The sequence below is a fragment of the Amycolatopsis sp. 3B14 genome, from assembly GCF_050958625.1.
Taxonomy (GTDB): domain Bacteria; phylum Actinomycetota; class Actinomycetes; order Mycobacteriales; family Pseudonocardiaceae; genus Amycolatopsis_E; species Amycolatopsis_E thermoflava.
Genome location: NZ_JBHZEN010000030.1, coordinates 1 through 18,157 on the forward strand (window position 1 = coordinate 1; position 18,157 = coordinate 18,157).

Annotated in this window: 19 protein-coding genes; 12 read left to right on the forward strand and 7 right to left on the reverse strand. The window is 73.7% G+C overall.

What is annotated here, in order from left to right:
• Positions 1 to 129: 129 nt before the first annotated feature.
• Positions 130 to 1,050, reverse strand: a complete 921-nt coding sequence (locus tag ACCP09_RS18515) for an AraC family transcriptional regulator (protein ID WP_433748238.1) — start codon at positions 1,048 to 1,050, stop codon at positions 130 to 132.
• 81 nt (positions 1,051 to 1,131) lie between these two features.
• On the opposite strand from ACCP09_RS18515, the gene ACCP09_RS18520 reads away from it, so the two are divergent.
• Positions 1,132 to 1,563 carry a nitroreductase family deazaflavin-dependent oxidoreductase gene (locus ACCP09_RS18520; protein WP_027931099.1) on the forward strand — a complete coding sequence of 144 codons (432 nt, stop codon included), beginning with the start codon at positions 1,132 to 1,134 and terminating at the stop codon, positions 1,561 to 1,563.
• A gap of 4 nt (positions 1,564 to 1,567) precedes the next feature.
• On the opposite strand, the gene ACCP09_RS18525 is transcribed toward ACCP09_RS18520, so the two are convergent.
• Positions 1,568 to 2,206 carry an IMPACT family protein gene (locus tag ACCP09_RS18525; protein WP_433748241.1) on the reverse strand — a complete coding sequence of 213 codons (639 nt, stop codon included), beginning with the start codon at positions 2,204 to 2,206 and terminating at the stop codon, positions 1,568 to 1,570.
• A gap of 150 nt (positions 2,207 to 2,356) precedes the next feature.
• Here ACCP09_RS18525 and ACCP09_RS18530 point away from each other — a divergent pair, with 150 nt between their 5' ends.
• The 6 genes from ACCP09_RS18530 (at position 2,357) to ACCP09_RS18555 (ending at position 8,440) form a co-directional block, all read left to right on the forward strand.
• On the forward strand, positions 2,357 to 3,133 hold the full coding sequence (locus ACCP09_RS18530; protein ID WP_027931101.1) for a cyclase family protein: 777 nt from the start codon (positions 2,357 to 2,359) through the stop codon (positions 3,131 to 3,133).
• A complete protein-coding gene (locus tag ACCP09_RS18535) occupies positions 3,130 to 4,758 on the forward strand; it encodes a thiamine pyrophosphate-binding protein (RefSeq protein WP_433748245.1) in 1,629 nt (542 codons plus the stop codon). Before ACCP09_RS18530 ends, ACCP09_RS18535 begins: the two co-directional genes overlap by 4 nt.
• 96 nt (positions 4,759 to 4,854) lie before the next feature.
• Positions 4,855 to 5,520, forward strand: a complete 666-nt coding sequence (locus ACCP09_RS18540; RefSeq protein ID WP_433748248.1) for a DUF4097 family beta strand repeat-containing protein — start codon at positions 4,855 to 4,857, stop codon at positions 5,518 to 5,520.
• A gap of 237 nt (positions 5,521 to 5,757) precedes the next feature.
• The gene (locus ACCP09_RS18545) at positions 5,758 to 6,762 is read left to right on the forward strand and encodes a TerC/Alx family metal homeostasis membrane protein (RefSeq protein WP_433748251.1); all 1,005 of its coding nucleotides are present in this window, start codon (positions 5,758 to 5,760) and stop codon (positions 6,760 to 6,762) included.
• A 91-nt stretch (positions 6,763 to 6,853) separates the two neighbouring features.
• Positions 6,854 to 7,144, forward strand: coding sequence for a nuclear transport factor 2 family protein (locus tag ACCP09_RS18550; RefSeq protein WP_433748485.1), 291 nt, complete (start codon positions 6,854 to 6,856; stop codon positions 7,142 to 7,144).
• Between the two features lie 150 nt (positions 7,145 to 7,294).
• Positions 7,295 to 8,440, forward strand: a complete 1,146-nt coding sequence (locus ACCP09_RS18555; protein WP_433748254.1) for a metallophosphoesterase — start codon at positions 7,295 to 7,297, stop codon at positions 8,438 to 8,440.
• Between the two features lie 48 nt (positions 8,441 to 8,488).
• Here ACCP09_RS18555 and ACCP09_RS18560 read toward each other — a convergent pair whose 3' ends face one another.
• Complete coding sequence (locus tag ACCP09_RS18560; RefSeq protein WP_433748257.1) at positions 8,489 to 9,169, reverse strand: NADPH-dependent F420 reductase; 681 nt, start codon at positions 9,167 to 9,169, stop codon at positions 8,489 to 8,491.
• Positions 9,166 to 10,203 carry an LLM class flavin-dependent oxidoreductase gene (locus ACCP09_RS18565; protein WP_433748260.1) on the reverse strand — a complete coding sequence of 346 codons (1,038 nt, stop codon included), beginning with the start codon at positions 10,201 to 10,203 and terminating at the stop codon, positions 9,166 to 9,168. Before ACCP09_RS18565 ends, ACCP09_RS18560 begins: the two co-directional genes overlap by 4 nt.
• Positions 10,204 to 10,298: 95 nt before the next feature.
• Between ACCP09_RS18565 and ACCP09_RS18570 the strand changes: the two genes are divergently transcribed.
• Together ACCP09_RS18570 and ACCP09_RS18575 are read left to right on the forward strand one after the other, a co-directional pair.
• Positions 10,299 to 10,784 (forward strand): MarR family winged helix-turn-helix transcriptional regulator, encoded by a 486-nt coding sequence (locus tag ACCP09_RS18570; protein ID WP_433748263.1) that lies wholly within the window; start codon positions 10,299 to 10,301, stop codon positions 10,782 to 10,784.
• Between the two features lie 706 nt (positions 10,785 to 11,490).
• On the forward strand, positions 11,491 to 12,588 hold the full coding sequence (locus ACCP09_RS18575) for an FAD-dependent monooxygenase (protein WP_433748266.1): 1,098 nt from the start codon (positions 11,491 to 11,493) through the stop codon (positions 12,586 to 12,588).
• 10 nt (positions 12,589 to 12,598) lie between these two features.
• Here ACCP09_RS18575 and ACCP09_RS18580 read toward each other — a convergent pair whose 3' ends face one another.
• Complete coding sequence (locus ACCP09_RS18580; protein WP_433748269.1) at positions 12,599 to 13,423, reverse strand: thioesterase family protein; 825 nt, start codon at positions 13,421 to 13,423, stop codon at positions 12,599 to 12,601.
• Between the two features lie 79 nt (positions 13,424 to 13,502).
• Positions 13,503 to 13,730, reverse strand: a complete 228-nt coding sequence (locus ACCP09_RS18585; protein ID WP_027931111.1) for a hypothetical protein — start codon at positions 13,728 to 13,730, stop codon at positions 13,503 to 13,505.
• A gap of 178 nt (positions 13,731 to 13,908) precedes the next feature.
• Between ACCP09_RS18585 and ACCP09_RS18590 the strand changes: the two genes are divergently transcribed.
• Entirely contained in the window at positions 13,909 to 14,580 is a 672-nt protein-coding gene (locus ACCP09_RS18590; protein ID WP_433748273.1) for a cation transporter, read from the forward strand.
• 1 nt (position 14,581) lies between these two features.
• Here the strand turns inward: ACCP09_RS18590 and ACCP09_RS18595 are convergent, their stop codons facing one another.
• A complete protein-coding gene (locus tag ACCP09_RS18595) occupies positions 14,582 to 16,093 on the reverse strand; it encodes a PucR family transcriptional regulator (protein WP_123682955.1) in 1,512 nt (503 codons plus the stop codon).
• Positions 16,094 to 16,163: 70 nt separating this feature from the next.
• On the opposite strand from ACCP09_RS18595, the gene ACCP09_RS18600 reads away from it, so the two are divergent.
• Both ACCP09_RS18600 and ACCP09_RS18605 read left to right on the forward strand, forming a co-directional pair.
• Positions 16,164 to 17,453, forward strand: a complete 1,290-nt coding sequence (locus ACCP09_RS18600) for an NAD(P)/FAD-dependent oxidoreductase (RefSeq protein WP_433748277.1) — start codon at positions 16,164 to 16,166, stop codon at positions 17,451 to 17,453.
• A 3-nt stretch (positions 17,454 to 17,456) separates the two neighbouring features.
• Entirely contained in the window at positions 17,457 to 18,053 is a 597-nt protein-coding gene (locus tag ACCP09_RS18605) for a GreA/GreB family elongation factor (RefSeq protein ID WP_123682957.1), read from the forward strand.
• Positions 18,054 to 18,157 lie beyond the last annotated feature (104 nt).

Consider the following 18,157-nt stretch of genomic DNA (forward strand, 5'->3'; position numbering starts at 1 on the left):
CGACGGGATGACCACCCAGCTGCCTTGTGTTCTGCGCGAAGCAGCCCCGACACGGGCGCCGAGTTCGTCTCCGGCGGCCGGCTCGGGATCTCCGCCGCCGGTGGGCGGTCATGGCCGGCCCACCGCGGGTCACACCCGGGCCGATCTCCGGTAGCTGCCCGGCGCGTGACCGCGATCCCGCCGGAACGCGCGGCTGAACGCGTACACCGAGGTGTAGCCGACCGAGCGGGCGACGGCCTCCAGCGCGTCGTCGGTGTCGCGGAGCCGGACCGCGGCGAGATCCATCCTCAGCCGCGTCAGGTAGCTTCCGAAGGACTCGCCGGCGACGGTGCGGAACCGGCGCGCGAGCGTGGTCCGCGACACCGCCAGCTCGGCCGCGAGCAGGTCGATGGTCCACGCCCGCGCCGGATCCTCGTGGAGCTTCGCGATCGCCGCGCCGACGAGCGGGTCGCACAGCACGCCGAGCCAGGACCCGCGCGCCCCGTCCGGGTTCCGCGCCACCCACACCCGCAGCAACTGCACCAGCAGGATGTCGACCAGCCTGCTGAGCACGACCGCGGTGGCGAGCTGCGGACGCGCGAGTTCCCTGCCCAGCAGGCGGACGGTGTCGTCCAGGCAGCTGCCGCCGTTGTCCGCCCGGATGTGCACCACCTCCGGGAGCGAGGCGAGCACCTGGGTGGACACCGCCGGGTCGTACTCGTAGGAGGCGCTCAGGATGTGGGTCTGGACCTCGCCGGTGCCGAAGCGCAGCACGCCGCCGCCGGCCCGGGCCCGTTCCGCGACGTCGCAGTCGCAGGGATCCGCCGGAACGTCCGGCGCGCTGGTCAGGGTGTGCTCGGTCCCGGTCGGCAGCAGCACGACGTCCCCCGGCATCAGCTGCGCGGGCGGGCGGCCGGGCACGCCGAGCCAGGCGGTGCCGGCCGTGACAGCGTAGAACCCGGCGCCGCCGATCCGGCTCCACGAGATGCCCCACGTGCCACCAGCCGCGATGCGCGCGCCGAGGACGCCGCGGACCCCCGCGACTTCGAGCGCGTCAGCCAGCACGTCCATGCGCTCAACAGTAGCAATGGATGACACGATCGGATATGAATCCGACCGTTTCGAGCATCGATCAGGTCGCCGTGGGCGCTTATGATCAACGTCGTGACCGACATCGACTTCGACGCGATGAACCGCGACGTCATCACCCAGTTCCGCGCCAACGGCGGCAAGGCCGGCGGCATCTTCGAGGGCAGCCCGCTGGTCCTGGTGCACCACGTCGGTGCGAAGTCCGGCATCGAGCGGATCGCCCCGCTGGTCTACTACCGCGAGGGCGACCGGATCTTCGTGTTCGCCAGCAAGGGCGGCGCCGACGAGAACCCCGCCTGGTACCACAACCTGGTGGCCAACCCGAAGACCACGATCGAGCTGGGCGACGAGACCTTTCCGGTGATCGCCCGCGTGCTGGAGGGTCCCGAGCGCGACGAGATCTACGCGAAGCAGTCCGCCGTGCAGCCGCAGTTCGCCGAGTACCAGCGCAAGACCAGCCGGGTCATCCCGGTGATCGAGCTGGTGCGGGTCTGACCCGTCAGGGGAGGTGGAGGTCCCTCGTCCCCGCGTCGAGGGCCTCGACCTCGCCGCCGGTCCGTTCGGCCAGCCACGCGCCGAACGCGTCCCGGTCGGCCTCGGTGACGGCGACCGTCAGCGTGACGTCCGCGCCGTAGTCGATGTCCTGCAGCCGGTACGGCGAGTTGCGCAGATCGTGCTCGAGGCGGCCGGCGAGGTCGTGCGGCACGGCGACCAGCAGCTCGCGGTGCCGCACCCGGCGCAGCATCCCGACGGCGTCCAGGGTTTCCGCCAGCGCGCCGGAGTAGGCGCGGACCAGCCCGCCCGCGCCGAGCTTGACCCCGCCGAACCACCGCGACACCACGGCGACCACGTCGGTCAGGTTGCGGCGCGCGAGCACCTCGAGCATGGGGACACCCGCGGTGCCGGCGGGCTCCCCGTCGTCGTTGCTGCGAACGGTCATCTCACCGGTCTCCGGGTCGCCGATCCGCAACGCCGTGCAGTGGTGGTTCGCGCCGGGCCCGGCCTTGCGCACCCGGGCGATCAGCGCCGCGGCGGCCTCCACGTCATCGACCCGCGCGACGGTGCACACGAACCGGGACCGCTTGACCTCGACCTCGTGCTGCCCGTCGCGGGCGATCACACGGACCTCACCGTTCACCAGCCGATGCTATGCGGCTCGGACGTGCGGCCGGCTCGCACGTCCGACGGCCGGCTCGTCGCGCCTGGGGACCGTTGCGCGGATGACTAGTCTCGTTCCGAGCGCGGGCCGCGCACGACCGCCGGAGCGCCACGATCCGAGGAGGTTCCGATGCCCGTCCTGGCCGATCTGCTGTCCGCGCTGCGGAGCAGCCGCGTCGAGGTCGTCGACCTGACCGCGCCGCTTTCGGCGAGCACGCCGGTGCTGCAGCTGCCGCCGCCGTTCGCCAACACCACGGGCTTCCGGCTGGAGGAAATCAGCCGCTACGACGACCGGGGCCCGCGCTGGTACTGGAACGACATCCACACCGGCGAGCACGTCGGCACGCACGTCGACGCGCCCAACCACTGGCTGTCCGGCAAGGACGGGCACAGCGTCGACCAGATCCCGCTGCGCACGCTCATCGGACCGGCCGTCGTGCTGGACGTGTCGGCGCGGGTCGCCGGCGATCCCGACTTCCTGCTGGGCATCGACGACGTCCGCGAGTGGGAACGCGAGCACGGGCCGCTGCCCGAGGGCGGCTGGCTGCTCTACCGGACCGGCTGGGACGCGCGTTCCGGCGACCAGGACAGCTTCCTCAACGTCAGCGACGGCGCCTCGCACACCCCGGGCGTGTCGCCGGAGTGCGCGCAGTGGCTCGCCGAGGAAGCCCCGATCGCGGGGTTCGGCGTGGAGACCGTGGGCACCGACGCCGGCCGCGCCGCCGAGCTGGAGCCGATCTTCCCGTGCCACGACCGCCTGCTCGGCGCGGGCAAGTGCGGGCTGACCCAGCTGCGGAACCTCGCCCAGCTGCCGCCGACCGGCGCCCTGCTGGTGGTCTCGCCGCTGCCGATCGTCGGCGGATCGGGCAGCCCGGCGCGCGTGTACGCGTTCGTGGAGCGGGCGTGATCGTCGCCGAGGCGGTCGGGCACGTCCTGGCGGAGCTGGGCGCCGGCCCGGTGTTCGGCGTGGTGGGCAGCGGCAACTTCCACGTCACCAACGCGTTGCGGGCGGCCGGGGTCGCCTTTCACGCCACCCGCCACGAGGGCGGCGCGGCCACCGCCGCCGACGCGTGCGCGCGGATGAGCGGCCGCGTCGCGCTCGTGTCGACCCACCAGGGCTGCGGGCTGACCAACGCGGTCACCGGCATCGGCGAGGCGGCGAAGAGCCGGACCCCGCTGATCGTCCTCACGGCCGAGTCGCCCGCCGCCGATCCGCTCAACAACTTCCGCATCGACCAGGACGCGCTCGCCCACGCGGTCGGCGCGGTCGCCGAGCGCGTGCACAGCCCGGAAACCGCGGTGGCCGACACGGTGCGCGCGTACCGGACCGCGCTGCACGAGCGCCGCACCGTCGTGCTGAACCTGCCGCTGGACGTGCAGGCCATGCCCGCACCGCCGCTGGAAGCCGTCGAGCCGGTGCCCGCCCCTCCCACGCCGGAGCCCGATGCCGCGTCGGTGGCCGAACTGGCCGCGCTGCTCGCCGACGCGGAGCGGCCGGTGTTCATCGCCGGCCGGGGTGGCCGGGGCGCGGCCGCGGAGATCCGGGCGCTCGCCGACGCGTGCGGCGCGCTGCTCGCGACGTCCGCGGTGGCGCACGGCCTGTTCCACGGCGACCCGTGGGCGCTGGGCATCTCCGGCGGGTTCGCCTCCCCGCTGGCGGCGGAACTCGTCCGCGACGCCGATCTCGTCGTCGGCTGGGGCTGCGCGCTCAACCGGTGGACCACCCGCCACGGCAAGCTGATCGGCCCCGGCGCGCGTCTCGCGCAGGTCGACCTGGAGGCGAGCGCGGTCGGCGCGCACCGGCCGGTCGACGTCGGCGCGGTGGGCGACGCGGCGGCGACCGCCCGCGCGGTGCTCGCCGAACTGGGTGGGCAACGGAAATCCGGCTACCGCTCCCCCGCGCTGCGGGACCGGATCGCCGCGCGCGCCCGCTGGTCGGCCGCCGACTTCCGCGACGAGTCGGCCCCGGACCTGATCGACCCGCGCACGTTGTCCGCGGAGCTGGACCGCATCCTGCCCGCCGAGCGCGTGGTGTCCGTGGACTCCGGCAACTTCATGGGCTACCCCAGCGCGTTCCTGGACGTGCCGGACGAGTTCGGGTTCTGCTTCACCCAGGCCTTCCAGTCGATCGGGCTGGGGCTGGCCACCGCGATCGGCGCGGCGATCGCCCAGCCCGGCCGGCTGCCCGTCGCCGCGCTCGGCGACGGCGGGTTCCACATGGCGGCCCAGGAGCTCGACACGGCCGTGCGACTGGGCCTGCCGCTGCTGGTGGTCGTCTACAACGACGCCGCGTACGGCGCGGAGGTGCACCACTTCGCCGGCGACCACACGACCGTCCGGTTCCCGCCGACCGACATCGCCGCGATCGGGCGCGGGTTCGGCTGCGCCGGGGTGACCGTCCGCACCGTCGCCGACCTGCGGCAGGTGTCCGAGTGGCTGACCGGTCCCCGGGAGAAACCGCTGGTCGTGGACGCGAAGATCACCGACGACGGCGGGTCGTGGTGGCTGGCGGAGGCCTTCCACGGCCACTGACGTTCCGTGTCAGCGGCGGCGTCAGCGCGGTGGCGGTCCGGTGTCAGTGCGGCGGGCGATGGTGTTCCCATCAAGCCGCTCACCAAGGAGAGACCGATGCAGAACTTCGCCACCACCGCCCCGATCGCCGCCGTCCTGACCGTCCCCGCCGGGCGCATCCACCTCACCGCCGCGGACCGCGCCGACACCACCGTGGAGGTCACCCCGGCCAATCCGGGCAAGAGCCGCGACGTGCAGCTGGCCGAACAGACCACCGTCACCTACGCCGACGGGGTGCTGCGGGTCGAGGCGCCGGAGTCCCGCAACCAGTTCTTCGGCCCGTCCGGTTCGGTCGCGGTCACCGTGCGGCTGCCCGCCGGCTCCCGCGTCGACGTCACCAGCTCCGCCGCCGAGCTCCGCGCCACCGGCCGTTTCGGCGACGTCACGGTGGAGGGCGCCTACCGCGACATCCACCTCGACGAGGCCGCGACGCTGCGGCTCACCGCGACCGACGGGGACGTGACGGTCGGCCGGGTCGGCGGCGCCACGGAGATCACCACCGCCCGCGGCGACATCCGCCTCACCGAGGCCGTCAGCGGCACGGTCGTGCTGCGGACCCAGGCGGGCGACATCACCGTCGGCGCGGCGACCGGCGTCTCGGCCACCCTGGACGCCGGCACCGACCACGGCCGGATCAGCAACGCGCTGAAGAACAACGGCAGCCCGGAGCTGACCATCCGCGCCACCACGTCCCAGGGCGACATCGCCGCCCACAGCCTGTGACACGGGGCTCGCCGGCCGGCACGCGCCGGCCGGCGAGTGGTCCGTTGTGGACGCTCGGAGCCACTGCCAGGTGACCACCCTTTACAATGTGTCCGATTTGTCCGATACTCGGTCGCGAGGGGAGTACTTCCCAAGGTCCCTGACCGGTCAGTACGGACACCCGGCGTGTCCCCGGCAGGGCGCCCGCGACGGCGGGTGAAGGAGACCTCGAACGCTGACGGTGTTCGAGGAGGCCCCATGTCGCACCAGTCCGCGGTCGCCGCTGCCGCGCCCGCGTCGTCGATCGGCGGCCCGTGGTTGTGGGTGATCAGCATCGCGGTGCTGCTGGCCCTGCTGGCGGCCGATTTCCTCGTGACGCGGCGGCCGCACGAGGTGTCGCTGCGCGAGGCCGCCGGGTGGTCGGTGTTCTACCTGACCCTGCCGCTGGTGTTCGCCCTCTGGTTGTGGACCGCGTTCGGCGGCGCGCAGGCGCTGGAGTTCGCCACCGGGTTCGTCGTGGAGAAATCGCTTTCCGTCGACAACCTGTTCGTGTTCATGCTGCTGCTGGCCGCGTTCGCGGTGCCCGCCGAGGTGCAGCAACGGGTGCTGCTCTACGGCATCGTCGGCGCGCTGGTCCTGCGCGGCATCTTCATCGCCGCCGGTGCCGCGCTGCTGCAGGCAGGCACCTGGGCGTTCCTGGTGTTCGGCCTGATCCTGTTCGCCTCGGCGGTCAAGATCCTGCACGAGGCGGTCAGCGGCCCGGAACCGGACCGCGACGTGTCGCGGATGCGCTCGGTGCGGTTGCTGCGCAGGCTGATGCCGGTCACCGACGACTACCGCGGCACACGCATGGTGGTCCGCGAGCGCGGACGGCGGGCGCTGACCCCGCTGACGCTCGTGGTGGTGGCCGTCTTCGCCACCGACGTGGTGTTCGCCGTCGACTCGGTGCCCGCGGTCTACGGCATCACCGAGGACCCGTACCTGGTCTTCGCCACCAACGCCTTCGCGCTGCTCGGTTTGCGTGCCCTCTACTTCGTGCTGCACACCGCACTGGCCAAGCTCACCCACCTCAACCACGGGCTCGCCGTCATCCTGGCGTTCATCGGGATCAAGCTCGTGCTGCACTGGGCGCACGAGGTGTGGCCCGCGGTGCCGACCATCCCGACCCCGGTCTCGCTGCTGGTCATCGTGGTGATCCTGGCGACCGTGACGGTGACGAGCCTGCGGTCCGGGAATCGCGCCGCGGAGCGGAGCCCGTCGTGACCGGCCTGCTGGTCGACGCGGCCCTGATCACGCTGCTGGTCCTCGCCGCGCTCGTCACGGTGGTGGTCCTGCTGGACGCGCGGCCGCCGCGCTGAGCCGGACCTACCAGCAGTCCCCGTACCGGGAACCGGTGCGGGGACTGCCCGCCATCGCCGCGATGTGGGAGGCCGAGCGGACCGGCCCCGACGAGGACTTCCGGATGACGAGCGAACCGGTGGCCCTCGACGGGGACACCGCGGTCGTGCGGGTCGAGGTGACCTACGGCGAACCCACGCGACAGCAGTACCGGGACCTGTGGATCATCCGCTTCGCCGGGGACGGCCGGTGCCGGGCGTTCGAGGAGTGGCCGTTCTGGCCGGAGAAGTCCTACCGCCCGGACTGACCGACCCCCGCCGCGGCCGGCCTGGTTCCGTGCTGCACCGGGGCCCGGACGCGCGGACCACGCCGATACGGTTGACCTGTTCGTGTCCGTCCCAGCCGCCTGGAGCACGTCCTGACCGCCATCCTCTTCGGCCTCGTCGTCCTCGCCGCGATGCTCGTGCTGCACGGCTACCTGTGGTTCCGGCTGGTCCGCGCCACCACCGTCGCCGGGCGGGCGCGGCGGCGGCTGACCGTGCTCACCGTCGTCCTCGCCGTGCTGCCCGCGGCCGCCGTGGCCGGGCGCCGCGTGCTGCCCTGGTCCGCGCAGGTGCCACTGGACTGGGTGGCCTACAGCTGGCTCGGCCTGGCGTTCTACGCGTTCCTGGCGTTGCTGGCGCTCGAACCGGTGCGCTGGCTGCTGAACCCGCGGCGACAGGAAACGCCTGCCGGGCCCGGCGCCGCGCAGGCCCCGCCGGACCCGTCCCGGCGGCTGTTCCTGGCCCGCTCGCTGGCGCTCACCGCCGGGGCGGTCGCGATCGGCACCGCGGGCACCGGGGCCGTGCTGGCCAACTCCGCGCCCGTCGTACGCCGGGTGCCCATCGCGATCGCCGGTCTCGACCCCGCGCTGGAGGGCTACCGCATCGTCACCTTCTCCGACGGGCACCTGTCCACCACCTACGGCGGCAGCCGGTTCGAGCGCCTGGTCGAGACGGTCAACGCCCAGCGGCCGGACGCCGTGGCGATCGTGGGCGACCTGGTCGACGGGGAGCTGCACGAGCTGCGCGAGGACGTCGCCCCACTGGCCGACCTGGTCAGCGGCCAGGGCGTCTACTTCGTCACCGGCAACCACGAGTACTTCGTGGACACCGAGGCCTGGCTACGGCACCTGCCCTCGCTCGGGGTGGACGTGCTGCGCAACGAACGGGTCCCGCTCGGCCGCGGGGGCGCGACCTTCGACCTGGCCGGCATCGACGACCGCACCGCCGCGCGCTCCGGAGTCCCCGGCCACGGCGCGAACCTCGACGCCGCGCTCAACGGCCGGGACGACAGCGTCCCGCTCGTGCTGCTGGCCCACCAGCCGGTGCAGGTCGAACAGGCCCGCGCGGCCGGCGTGGACCTGCAGCTGTCCGGCCACACCCACGGCGGGCAGCTGTGGCCCTTCGACTACGCCATCCGGCTCGACCAGCCGGCCGTCGAGGGCCTGTCCCGCCACGGCGACACGCAGCTCTACGTGACGGCCGGCGCGGGCTACTGGGGCCCGCCCATGCGCGTCGGCGCACGCCCGGAGGTCACGGTCATCGAGCTGACCCGCGGCTGAGCCCGGCCCACGCACACTGCAGCACGAGCCAGTCGAACCCAACCGGGTTCACGCGTCGATCGCGCGTGCCTTCGTGACCTGCCGTCCCCGTTCGGAGTCCGGGAAACGGTCGAGGATCGCGCGTAGTTCGGTGGCGGTGACGTTGGCTCCGAAGGCTTCCGAACCCGGTTCGAGGCGCACCCCCTCGGCGAGCGGCCCGGCGGTGACCGGGTCGAAGCCGAGCGCGTCGACCAGCTTCGCCACCGCCGCGACGTCCGCCGGGTCGTCCCCGGCGATGGCGATCGCCTTGCGGTCCGGGGCGCCGGCGGGGCGGGCGCCGTCCTCGAGGTCGTGGTAGCCCATGTGGTTGAAGGCTTTCACGACCCGGGCACCGGCCACAAAGGACTGCACGGTCTCGCTCGACGAGGTGCGCGGGTCGTCGAGGTCCTGGCGGATGCCGTCGACCTCCCACCAGTAGTTCATCGCGTCCACGACCAGCTTGCCCGCCAGCGCCTCGGCGGGGATCTCGCGGTACTTGCCCAGCGGCAGAGCGAGGATCACCAGGTCCGCCTGTCCGGCCGCCTCGGCCGCGGTGGTCGCGATCGCGCCCGGCGTGAGGACCTCGACGGTGAGCGCGATCTTCTCCGGAGCGCCCGAGCCCGCGATGAGCACGCGGTACCCGGCCGCGAGCGCGAGCCGTGCCAGCACCGTGCCCACCTTGCCTGCGCCGAGGATGCCGATGGTGGTCACTTCGCCTCCGACAGGATGTCGCGGACCATCGGGATCACCTTGGTGCCGTACAGCTCCACCGCCCGCAGGCGGGCGCTCGCGGGCTGCGAACCGCTGCTGTAGATCATGTCGAATCGGCCGACGCCCAGGTCGGTCACCGCGCGGGCGATCTTGCGGGCGACCGTCTCCGGCGATCCGATGTAGAGCGAGCCGTGCTCGATTTCGGCTTCGTACTCCTCGCGGCGGATCGGCGACCAGCCGCGCTGGCGCCCGATCCGGTCGCGGATCACCCGGTACCGCGGCCAGAACACCTCGCGGGCCTGCTCGTCGGTGTCGGCGACGAACCCCGGCGAGTGCATGCCGACCGGGTGCGCGGTCGTGCCGAACTCCGCCGCCGCCCTGCGGTACAGATCCAGGTACGGCGCGAACCGCTTCGGCGGGCCGCCGATGATCGCGAGCATCAACGGCAGGCCGTAGTGCGCGGTGCGGACCACCGACTGCGGCGAGCCGCCCACCCCGACCCACGTCGTCAGGCGCCCCGACTCCGTCTTCGGGTAGACGTCGGCGTCCTCCAGCGCGGGACGGAGCGTGCCGCTCCAGGTCACCGGCTTCTCGTCGAGCAGCCGCGCGAACAGCTCGATCTTCTCCTCGAACAGCTTGTCGTAGTCGGCCAGGTCGTAGCCGAACAGCGGGAACGACTCGGTGAACGAACCCCGGCCGAGGATCACCTCGGCGCGCCCGTTCGACAGCGCGTCGACCGTGGCGAACCGCTGGAACACGCGCACCGGGTCGTCCGAACTGAGCACCGTCACGCCGGAGGACAGGTGGATCCGCGACGTGCGGGTGGCGATGCCCGCCAACACCGTCTCCGGCGAAGAGATCGAGTACTCGGGGCGGTGGTGCTCGCCGAGCGCGATCACGTCCACGCCGATCTCGTCGGCCAGCACGGCCTCGTCCACGACCTGCCGGATCGCCTGCGCGTGCGACAGCGGACGGCCGTCGTCGTCCTCGGGCACGTCGCCGAACGTGTCGAGCCCGAACAGCAGATCAGACATGAGAAGGCTCCTCCGCGAGCGCCAAGTAATTGACACGTCAATCTATCTTCTCCCGTCATACGCCGGTATGATTGACGTGTCAACCAGGAGGGGTCATGAGTCCAGCACGACGGCATCGGGTCCTGCCCACCACCGACGAGCTGCGGGTGTGGCGCGGGTTCATCGAAGCCGCGGAGGCGCTGCGCGGCGAGCTCGGTTCGCGGCTGCAGAGCGAGGCGGGCCTGTCGTCCAGCGACTACACGGTCCTGCTCGCGCTGAGCGAGGCGGACGGGCAGCGGTTGCGGTCCTCGCAACTGGCCGCCGGCGTCGGCTGGGAACGCAGCCGGCTGTCGCACCACCTGGGGAGGATGGAGCGGCGCGGCCTGATCCGGCGGGAGAACTGCACCACCGACAGCCGGGGAGCCGAAGTCGTCCTCACTGACGAGGGCGCGGCCGCCTTCCGCGCCGCCACGGTCCCGCACCTGACCGCGGTACGCGAACTCTTCGTCGACGCCCTGAGCCCCGACCAGCTCGCCGCCGCCGGCGAGATCGCTGCGGCGCTCGGCGAGCGGCTGGCTACACGGCGCGGGCGCCGCCCGTGATTGCCTGGCGTGGCCTGTTCCAGCGGAAGAACGGCCCCAACGACAACCGCGGGCACAGCCCGAACCAACTCGCCACCGCCAGCGACATCACCGCGCCACTGGGCCAGCGGCTCGCCCCACGGCACGGGCGCCACCCGCGACCGCCTCGCGCAGCCTGAACCAGCGGAAAAACAGCCCCACCGACAACCGCGGACACAGCCCAAACCAACTCGCCACCGCCAGCGACATCACCGCGCCACTGGGCCAGCGGCTCGCCCCACGGCACGGGCACCGCCCGCAACCGCCTGGCACAGCCTGAACCAGCGGAAAAACAGCCCCACCGACAACCGCGGACACAGCCCAAACCAACTCGCCACCGCCAGCGACATCACCGCGCCACTAAGCCAGCGGCTCGCCCCACGGCGCGGGCGCCACCCGCGACCGCCTCGCGCAGCCTGACCCAACGGAAAAACAGCCCCACCGACAACCGCGGACACAGCCCAAACCAACTCGCCACCGCCAGCGACATCACCGCGCCACTGGGCCAGCGCCTCGCCCCACGGCGCGGGCGCCGCCCGTGACCGCCTGGCACAGCCTGAACTGATCATGCGGCACCGAGCGAGCGGCTCGCCGCACGACCCGAACGCCACCCGTGCTTGCCTGGTAGTGCCGGTCCCAGGCAAGAACAGTCCTGCCACGGCGCGGGCCACCGCCGTTGACTGGAGTCATGCGAACCACTGATCAGGCAGCGGCCGTCGTCGTCGGCGGGTCGCTCGCCGGCCTGATGGCCGCCCTGGGTCTGGCCAAGTTCGGCATCGCGGTGACGGTCCTCGAACGCTCCGGCTCACAGCCCCGCGGCGGCGCGGCCCTGGGCGGCGCCGAGAGCAACCTGCACCGCCTCGTCGGCCCGGACGGCCTTGCCGGCCCGGAGGCCACCGCCGCCGCGCTGAACGGCTCGCGCCCCCACCTGCAGAGCTGGGCACAGGCGCACGACCTGCTGCGCCGGGCCGCGGCGGCGGACCCGCACATCGACCTCGTCCACGGCGCCCGCGTCGTCGAGGCCGGGCAGGACGAGACGTCGGCGTGGGCGCGGACCGCGGACGGCGCGATCCACCGCGGTGATCTCGTGGTGGGCGCCGACGGGCACCGCAGCGTGGTCCGCCGCGTCGTCGCCCCCGAGCGTCCCGACGCGACCTTCGCCGGGTACGTCATCTGGCTGGGCATCGCCGAGGAGCCGGAACTGGACGTCGAAGCCTGGCCGCCGGGCATGGACATCTTCGACGCCGGGGCCGACTGCCTCCTCGGCTACCCGCTGGCCGAGTCCGCGCCGCCCGGCCGCCGTCGCCTGGGCTGGGCCTGGTTCGACCGGCGCCGCAACGACCTGCTGCGCACCATCGGGTGCGTCGACGGCGACGTGGTCCAGCACTCCCTGCGGCCGGCGGACCTGCCGGCAAGACTGATCGCCGAACTCGACGCCGAGGCCGCGCAGTGGCCGGCGGCGTGGCGGGACGCGGTGCGGGCCTGCCTGCGCCGCCGCGGGGTCACCGGCACCCCGGTCGCCGAGTACGTCCCGGACCGGCTCGTGCGCGGCCGGATCGCGCTGGTCGGCGACGCCGCGCACGTGTCCACCCCGATGACCGGCCGCGGGTTCGGCGTCGCGCTCACCGACGCCGAGGTGCTCGCCGACGAGGTGGCCAAGGCCGTGGCCGAAGCCCGCGACGACGCGATCCCCGCCGCCCTGCGCAGCTACCAGGACCGCTCGCTGGGACGGGCGCGGGAACTGGTCGAGTCCGGACAGCGGTTCAGCCGCTCGTTCGCCGGCTGAGCACGGCCCCTCAGGCGGGCGGGTCGAGGCGGATGCCGGCCAGCTGGGTGGCCTGGGCGACCAGGCGGCCGCGGCTGTCCCACACCAGGCACACCTCGTCCACGCGGTTGCCCTCGATGAGCTGCGCCTTGTGCAGCACCCGCACCGGCCCGGGAGCGGGCAGCGCGCGCACGTAGGCGGTCAGCTCCAGCGTCGGCACCCAGCCGGTGAGCGCGATGTCCAGCGTCGCGGGCGGGAAGGCGTCCACGGCGTAGAGCAGGGACAGCGGGTCGAAATCCGCTCCCCCGGGCAGGCCGAGCCAGCCGCGCAGCACGCCCGCACCGCTCGGGGCGCCCCGGCCGAAGCCCAGGTCCTCGGGCTGGATGCGCAGGTCGACCTGGTCCATGATGACCGGCCCCGGACCACCTCCGGCCGGGCCGGTGACCGGGACGCAGTCGGCGTACTCGCGCCCCTCCGGCTCGGGCATTCCCTCGCTCCAGTACGGCTTCGACTCCGCGTCGAGCGCGCCGAGCGTGAACATCGCCTCGACGCACGACGTGTCGTTCTGGGTCAGGCGGGCCCGCACCTGGCTCGCCGACCGGCCGGTCCGCAGCACCTCCACGCCCAGCTCCACCGGGCCCGGCTCCGGCGCGCGCAGGTAGTGCGCGCTGGCCGCGAGCACGTCCCGGTGGGACGCCGAGGAGGTCGCGGCGCGCCCGAGCATCGCCAGCAGGTAGCCGCCGTTGGGCTTGCCGCCGATGGTCCACTCGGGGTGAGCGGCGGCGGTGAAGCGCCCCGGGGCGACCTCCTCGACCCGGCTGACGTCGGCGAAGGTGGTGGTGGCTTGGTCGGTCACGCTCGGTTCCTCCGGTGCTGGTGCGCTGGCTACCCGCAGCCTCGCACACACCGCCCGCGTGCCGGCAACGTCACTCCCGTCACGCGGCCGGGCCGTGCCGGGTGGCCAGGCCGGCCTCGACGAGCTGCTCCATCACCCGCCACACCTCGTCCGCGTCGAGGCCGGTGAGGCTCGCCAGGTCGTCGACGGGGTACGGCCCGGCCCCGTGGCGGGCGACGACCTCCAGGATCGCCTCGACGACCTCCAGGTCGTGGTCGCCGGGCTGCTCGCCGGCCGGGCTGGGATGCGGTTCCGGTTCCTGCTTCACCCCACCAGCCTGGCCCGCCCCCGGCGCGGCGACCACGGCCGTTGGACCCGGTACCTGACGGGACTTTGGTCGACAGCGGTCGCCGCGCCGGCCCGGTCCAGACCTTTGTGGACCATCCTAAGTAGCCTCGCGGGCCCGTCGTTTCCAATAGGTCAGCCATCGCTGTACCGTTCTCCCCATGCTGACGCGCGGCGCGGCGCAGGCCTGGCTGGGCAGGGTGCTCGCCGATCCCACACGGCGCCGAACAACCGCGCTGACCGGGCGGCGGGCCGTGCTGTCCCGCCGGGTGCGGCTGCTCGTCGCGGCCACGATCACCTACAACGTCGTCGAAGCCGTGGTCGCAATCTGCGCGGGCACGGTCGCGTCGTCGACGGCGCTGATCGGCTTCGGGCTGGACTCGGTGATCGAGGTCGCCTCGGCCGCCGCCGTGGCGTGGCAGTTCTCCGGCGCCGACCCCGAGGCCCGCGAGCGGACGGCGCTGAAGGTGATCGCGGTGTCGTTCTTCGCGCTCGCCGCCTACGTCACCGTCGAGTCGGTGCGCAGCCTCACCGGCGCGGAACCGGCCGCGCACTCGACCGTCGGCATCGCACTGGCCGCGGTGTCGCTCGTGGTCATGCCGTTCCTGTCCTACGCGCAGCGCCGCGCGGGCCGTGAGCTCGGCTCCGCCAGCGCCGTCGCCGACTCCAAGCAGACCCTGCTGTGCACCTACCTGTCCGGCGTGCTGCTGGTGGGCCTGCTGCTCAACTCGCTGCTCGGCTGGGGGTGGGCCGATCCGGTCGTGGCCCTGGTGATCGCCGTGGTCGCGGTGAAGGAAGGCCGCGAAGCCTGGCGTGGCGAGCACTGCTGCTGAACTATTCGTGCACGGCCATGGCGATCAGCATCGCCAGGCGCTGCGCCGGATCGTCCAGATCCAGGCCGGGCACCGCCGCCGTGACGCGGCGCAAACGGTTGCGCACCGTGTTCTGGTGGACGCCCAGCACCGCCGCGGCGCGGCCCAGGTCGCCCTGCGCCTCCAGCCAGGCGCGCAGCGTCGGCAGCAACTCGGGCGCCTCGTGCCCGGCCAGCCGCGCCACCGGACCCCGGGCGGGGATCCGGCCGGTCGCCGCGGCGGACCGCAGGCGTTGCAGCAGCACCTGGTGCCAGGATTCGTCGTAGCAGACGGCTTCCCCGCGGCCGAGCCGGTCGTGCAGGGTCAGGCACTCGTCGGACTCCCGGCGCCCGGACGGCAGCTCCGCGACCTCGCACTCCCCGGACACCCCGGCGACGATCCGCAGGTGCGCGGGCAGGCCGGCGACCAGCTGCCGCACCCAGTGGAACGCCGGCGCGGGATCGGCGGCGGGCAGCACGGTGTAGACGGTGTTGCCGAACAACGTGCTGCGCCCGACCCGCGACCACCCGAACCCGGTCGTGGCCCGCTCGAACGCCAGCAGCAGCCCGGCGTTGCGTTCGGCCTCGGTGTGCGCCCGCACGGCGACGACCCGCAGCCCGGACGCGGGCAGGCCGAGTTTCCGGACGACCGCGTCCGCGTCCGGGTCGCCTTCGAGGAGCTGGATGACCAGCTCGGACTCCACCTGCCGTTCGAGGTCCGCGCTGACCCGCCACCGCAGCAGGTGCAGCGCCACCGTGCGCGCCCCGTCGACGAGGATGCTCGCGCGCGCCGCGTCCAGCGGGGCGGTGCACGACACCCACAGCGATCCCAGCAGCTCCCGGCCCGCGCGGACCGCGACGACCGAGCGGCCGTGCAGACCGTGCTCGGGCGCGGCAGGCACGAACAACGGCTCGTCGGACCGCGCGAGGTGGGTGAACACGCCCTGCCGTTCGAACAGCGCCCGCACCCGGTCCGGCACGCGGCGGCCCAGGATCGTGTCCTGCCGCACCGGGTCGGCTTCGCGCTGCTCGCTGGAGTACGCCATCACCCTGGACAGCTGGTCCTCGATGGTGACCGGCCCGCCGACCGCGGCGGCGATCGTGTCGGCCAGCGCGGACAGGTCGGCCGGGCCGCGGCCGGACTCGGTCTCCCGCCCCTCCAGCACCAGCCCGTAGACCACGCCGGCGACCTGGCTCCAGGACACGCTGGGCTCGACCACGAGCACGGCGATCCCGTCCGCGTCGCGCAGCAGGTCCGGCGCCGGGTCCTCGGTGGTCCGCACGACCAGCACGACCGCCCTGGCCTGCCGCGCGAGCCGGATCGCCTCGGCCACCGTTGCCACGCCGACGGCGAGGAAGATGTCCCCGGCCGGCGACTCCTGACGCACCGGGTCGTGCAGCGCGACGCTGCGCAGCCCGGCCTCGCGGTCGGCGGATCCGCACAGGCGGGCGCCGTAGCTGCCGAGGATCGTGATCAGACGGTCCAGCTTGACCATGTGCCCACCCTACAAGCACGACCCGGCAAATTGTGCGATCCGGACATCCGGTGGCTCCCGTGGGCGGGCGATGCTCGGGGGGAGGCGAAAGTCAGGGAGGTTGCCGGTGGACGAGAGCGCTCAGGGACCACGCTCCGCCGTCGTGGTCGGCGCGGGGATCGTCGGGCTGTCGACGGCGTGGTTCCTGCAGGAACACGGGGTGCGGGTGACCGTGCTGGACCGCACGGGCGTCGCGGCCGGCGCGTCCCGGGGCAACGCGGGCTGGCTCTCGCCCGGGCTGGCGATCCCGCTCAACGAACCGGGAGTGCGGCGCACCGGGCTCGCCTCGCTCGTCCGGCGGGACGCTCCCCTGCACGTGCCGCCGACCGCGGACCCGGCGCTCTGGTCGTTCCTGCTGCGGTTCGCCGCGCACTGCACCTGGCCGGCGTGGCGCCGCGTGGTGGCCGCGAACCTGGCGCTGAACGACGACTGCCTGGACGCCTTCGACACCCTTGTCCGCGGTGGCGTGGCGGCGGAGACCGTCGAGGCCCCGATCACCGCGGTGTTCGAATCCGCAGGCGCGGCCGCGGGACTGCTGGCCGAGCTGCGGCGCTTCACCGCGGCCGGGGCCCGCGCCGACCACACCGGCCTGACCTCGGCGCAGGTCCGCGCGCGACTGCCGCAACTGTCCGGGCACGCGGGCGCCGGGATCGACCTGCCCGGCCAGCGCTACGTCGACCCGGGCCGGTTCGTGCGGGCGCTCGCGGACTCGGTGCGCCACCGCGGCGGCACCATCCGCGCCGGGTTCGACGTGCGGTCGATCCGCTCGCACCGGCACGCGGTGACGGTCGTGTCCCGCGACAACGTGAGCTTCTCGGCGAACGTCGCCGTCCTCGCGACGGGGGCGTGGATCAGCCGCCTGGCCGGGAAACTCGGCGTGCGCGTGCCGGTGCGGGCCGGGCGCGGCTACTCCTTCACGGTGCCCACCGAGACGCCGCTGCGGCAACCGGTGTACCTGCCCACGGTGCGCGTCGCGTGCACGCCCTACCGCGGCGCGATGCGCGTGGCCGGGACGATGGAGTTCCGCGGCCCCGACGACCCGCCCGACGAGCGGCGCGTGGAGGCGATCGTGCGGTCCGCGGCGCCGTTCTTCGAGGGTGTGCGGTGGGCCGAGCGCAGCGACACGTGGGTGGGCCCGCGACCGGTGAGCAGCGACGGGCTCCCACTCATCGGCGCCACCGCCGAGCCGGGCGTGTACGTCGCGGGCGGGCACGGCATGTGGGGCCTCACGCAGGGGCCGGTCACCGGGAAGCTGCTCGCCGAACACGTCGTCACCGGCAAGCAGCCGGAGTCCCTGCGGCCGTTCGACCCGCTGCGGTGAGCCATGGGATCCACCGAGGACCTGGAGTTCCTGCGCGCAGAGAACGCGCTGCTGCGCGTGGAACGGGACATCCTGCTGCGCGTCGCGGCCGGTTTCGCCGACGACGCCAACGCCACGCTGCTCCGGCGGCGCACCGCCGCCCGGCCGAACGAAGGAGGTAACGCGATGGACACCGTGTGGCTGACCGAGGAGGCGTACGCGCGCCTGAGCGCGGAGCTGTCCGCGTTGCGCGGCCCGGAGGACGACGATCCGGAAGACCGGGAAATGGCTCTGCGGCAGCGAAAGGCGCGCACGCGTGAGCTGGAGGACCTGCTGCGCCGCGCGGTGGTCGGGCAGACGCCGCCCGACGACGGCGTCGCCGAACCGGGCATGGTGCTGACGGTCCGGTTCGACGACGACCCGGAGCCGGAGACGTTCCTGCTCGGCGTGCGCGACGGCGCGGGCGACGACCTGGAGGTGTACTCCCCCGGCTCGCCGCTGGGCCGCGCCCTGACCGGCGCCCGCCAGGGCGAGACCCGCACCTACACGGTGCCGAGCGGCGCGACGGTGCGGGTGACGCTGCTCCGCGCGGTGCCCTACGGCCGGCACGGCGCGTCCTGAACGGAAGTCGGCGCGAGTCACACCGACCACGCCGCCGCGGGGGGACCTGTCCCGCCGGGCCCTGCGGCCGGCCTCGGAGCACGCCTGCGAACCGGGGTCAACCT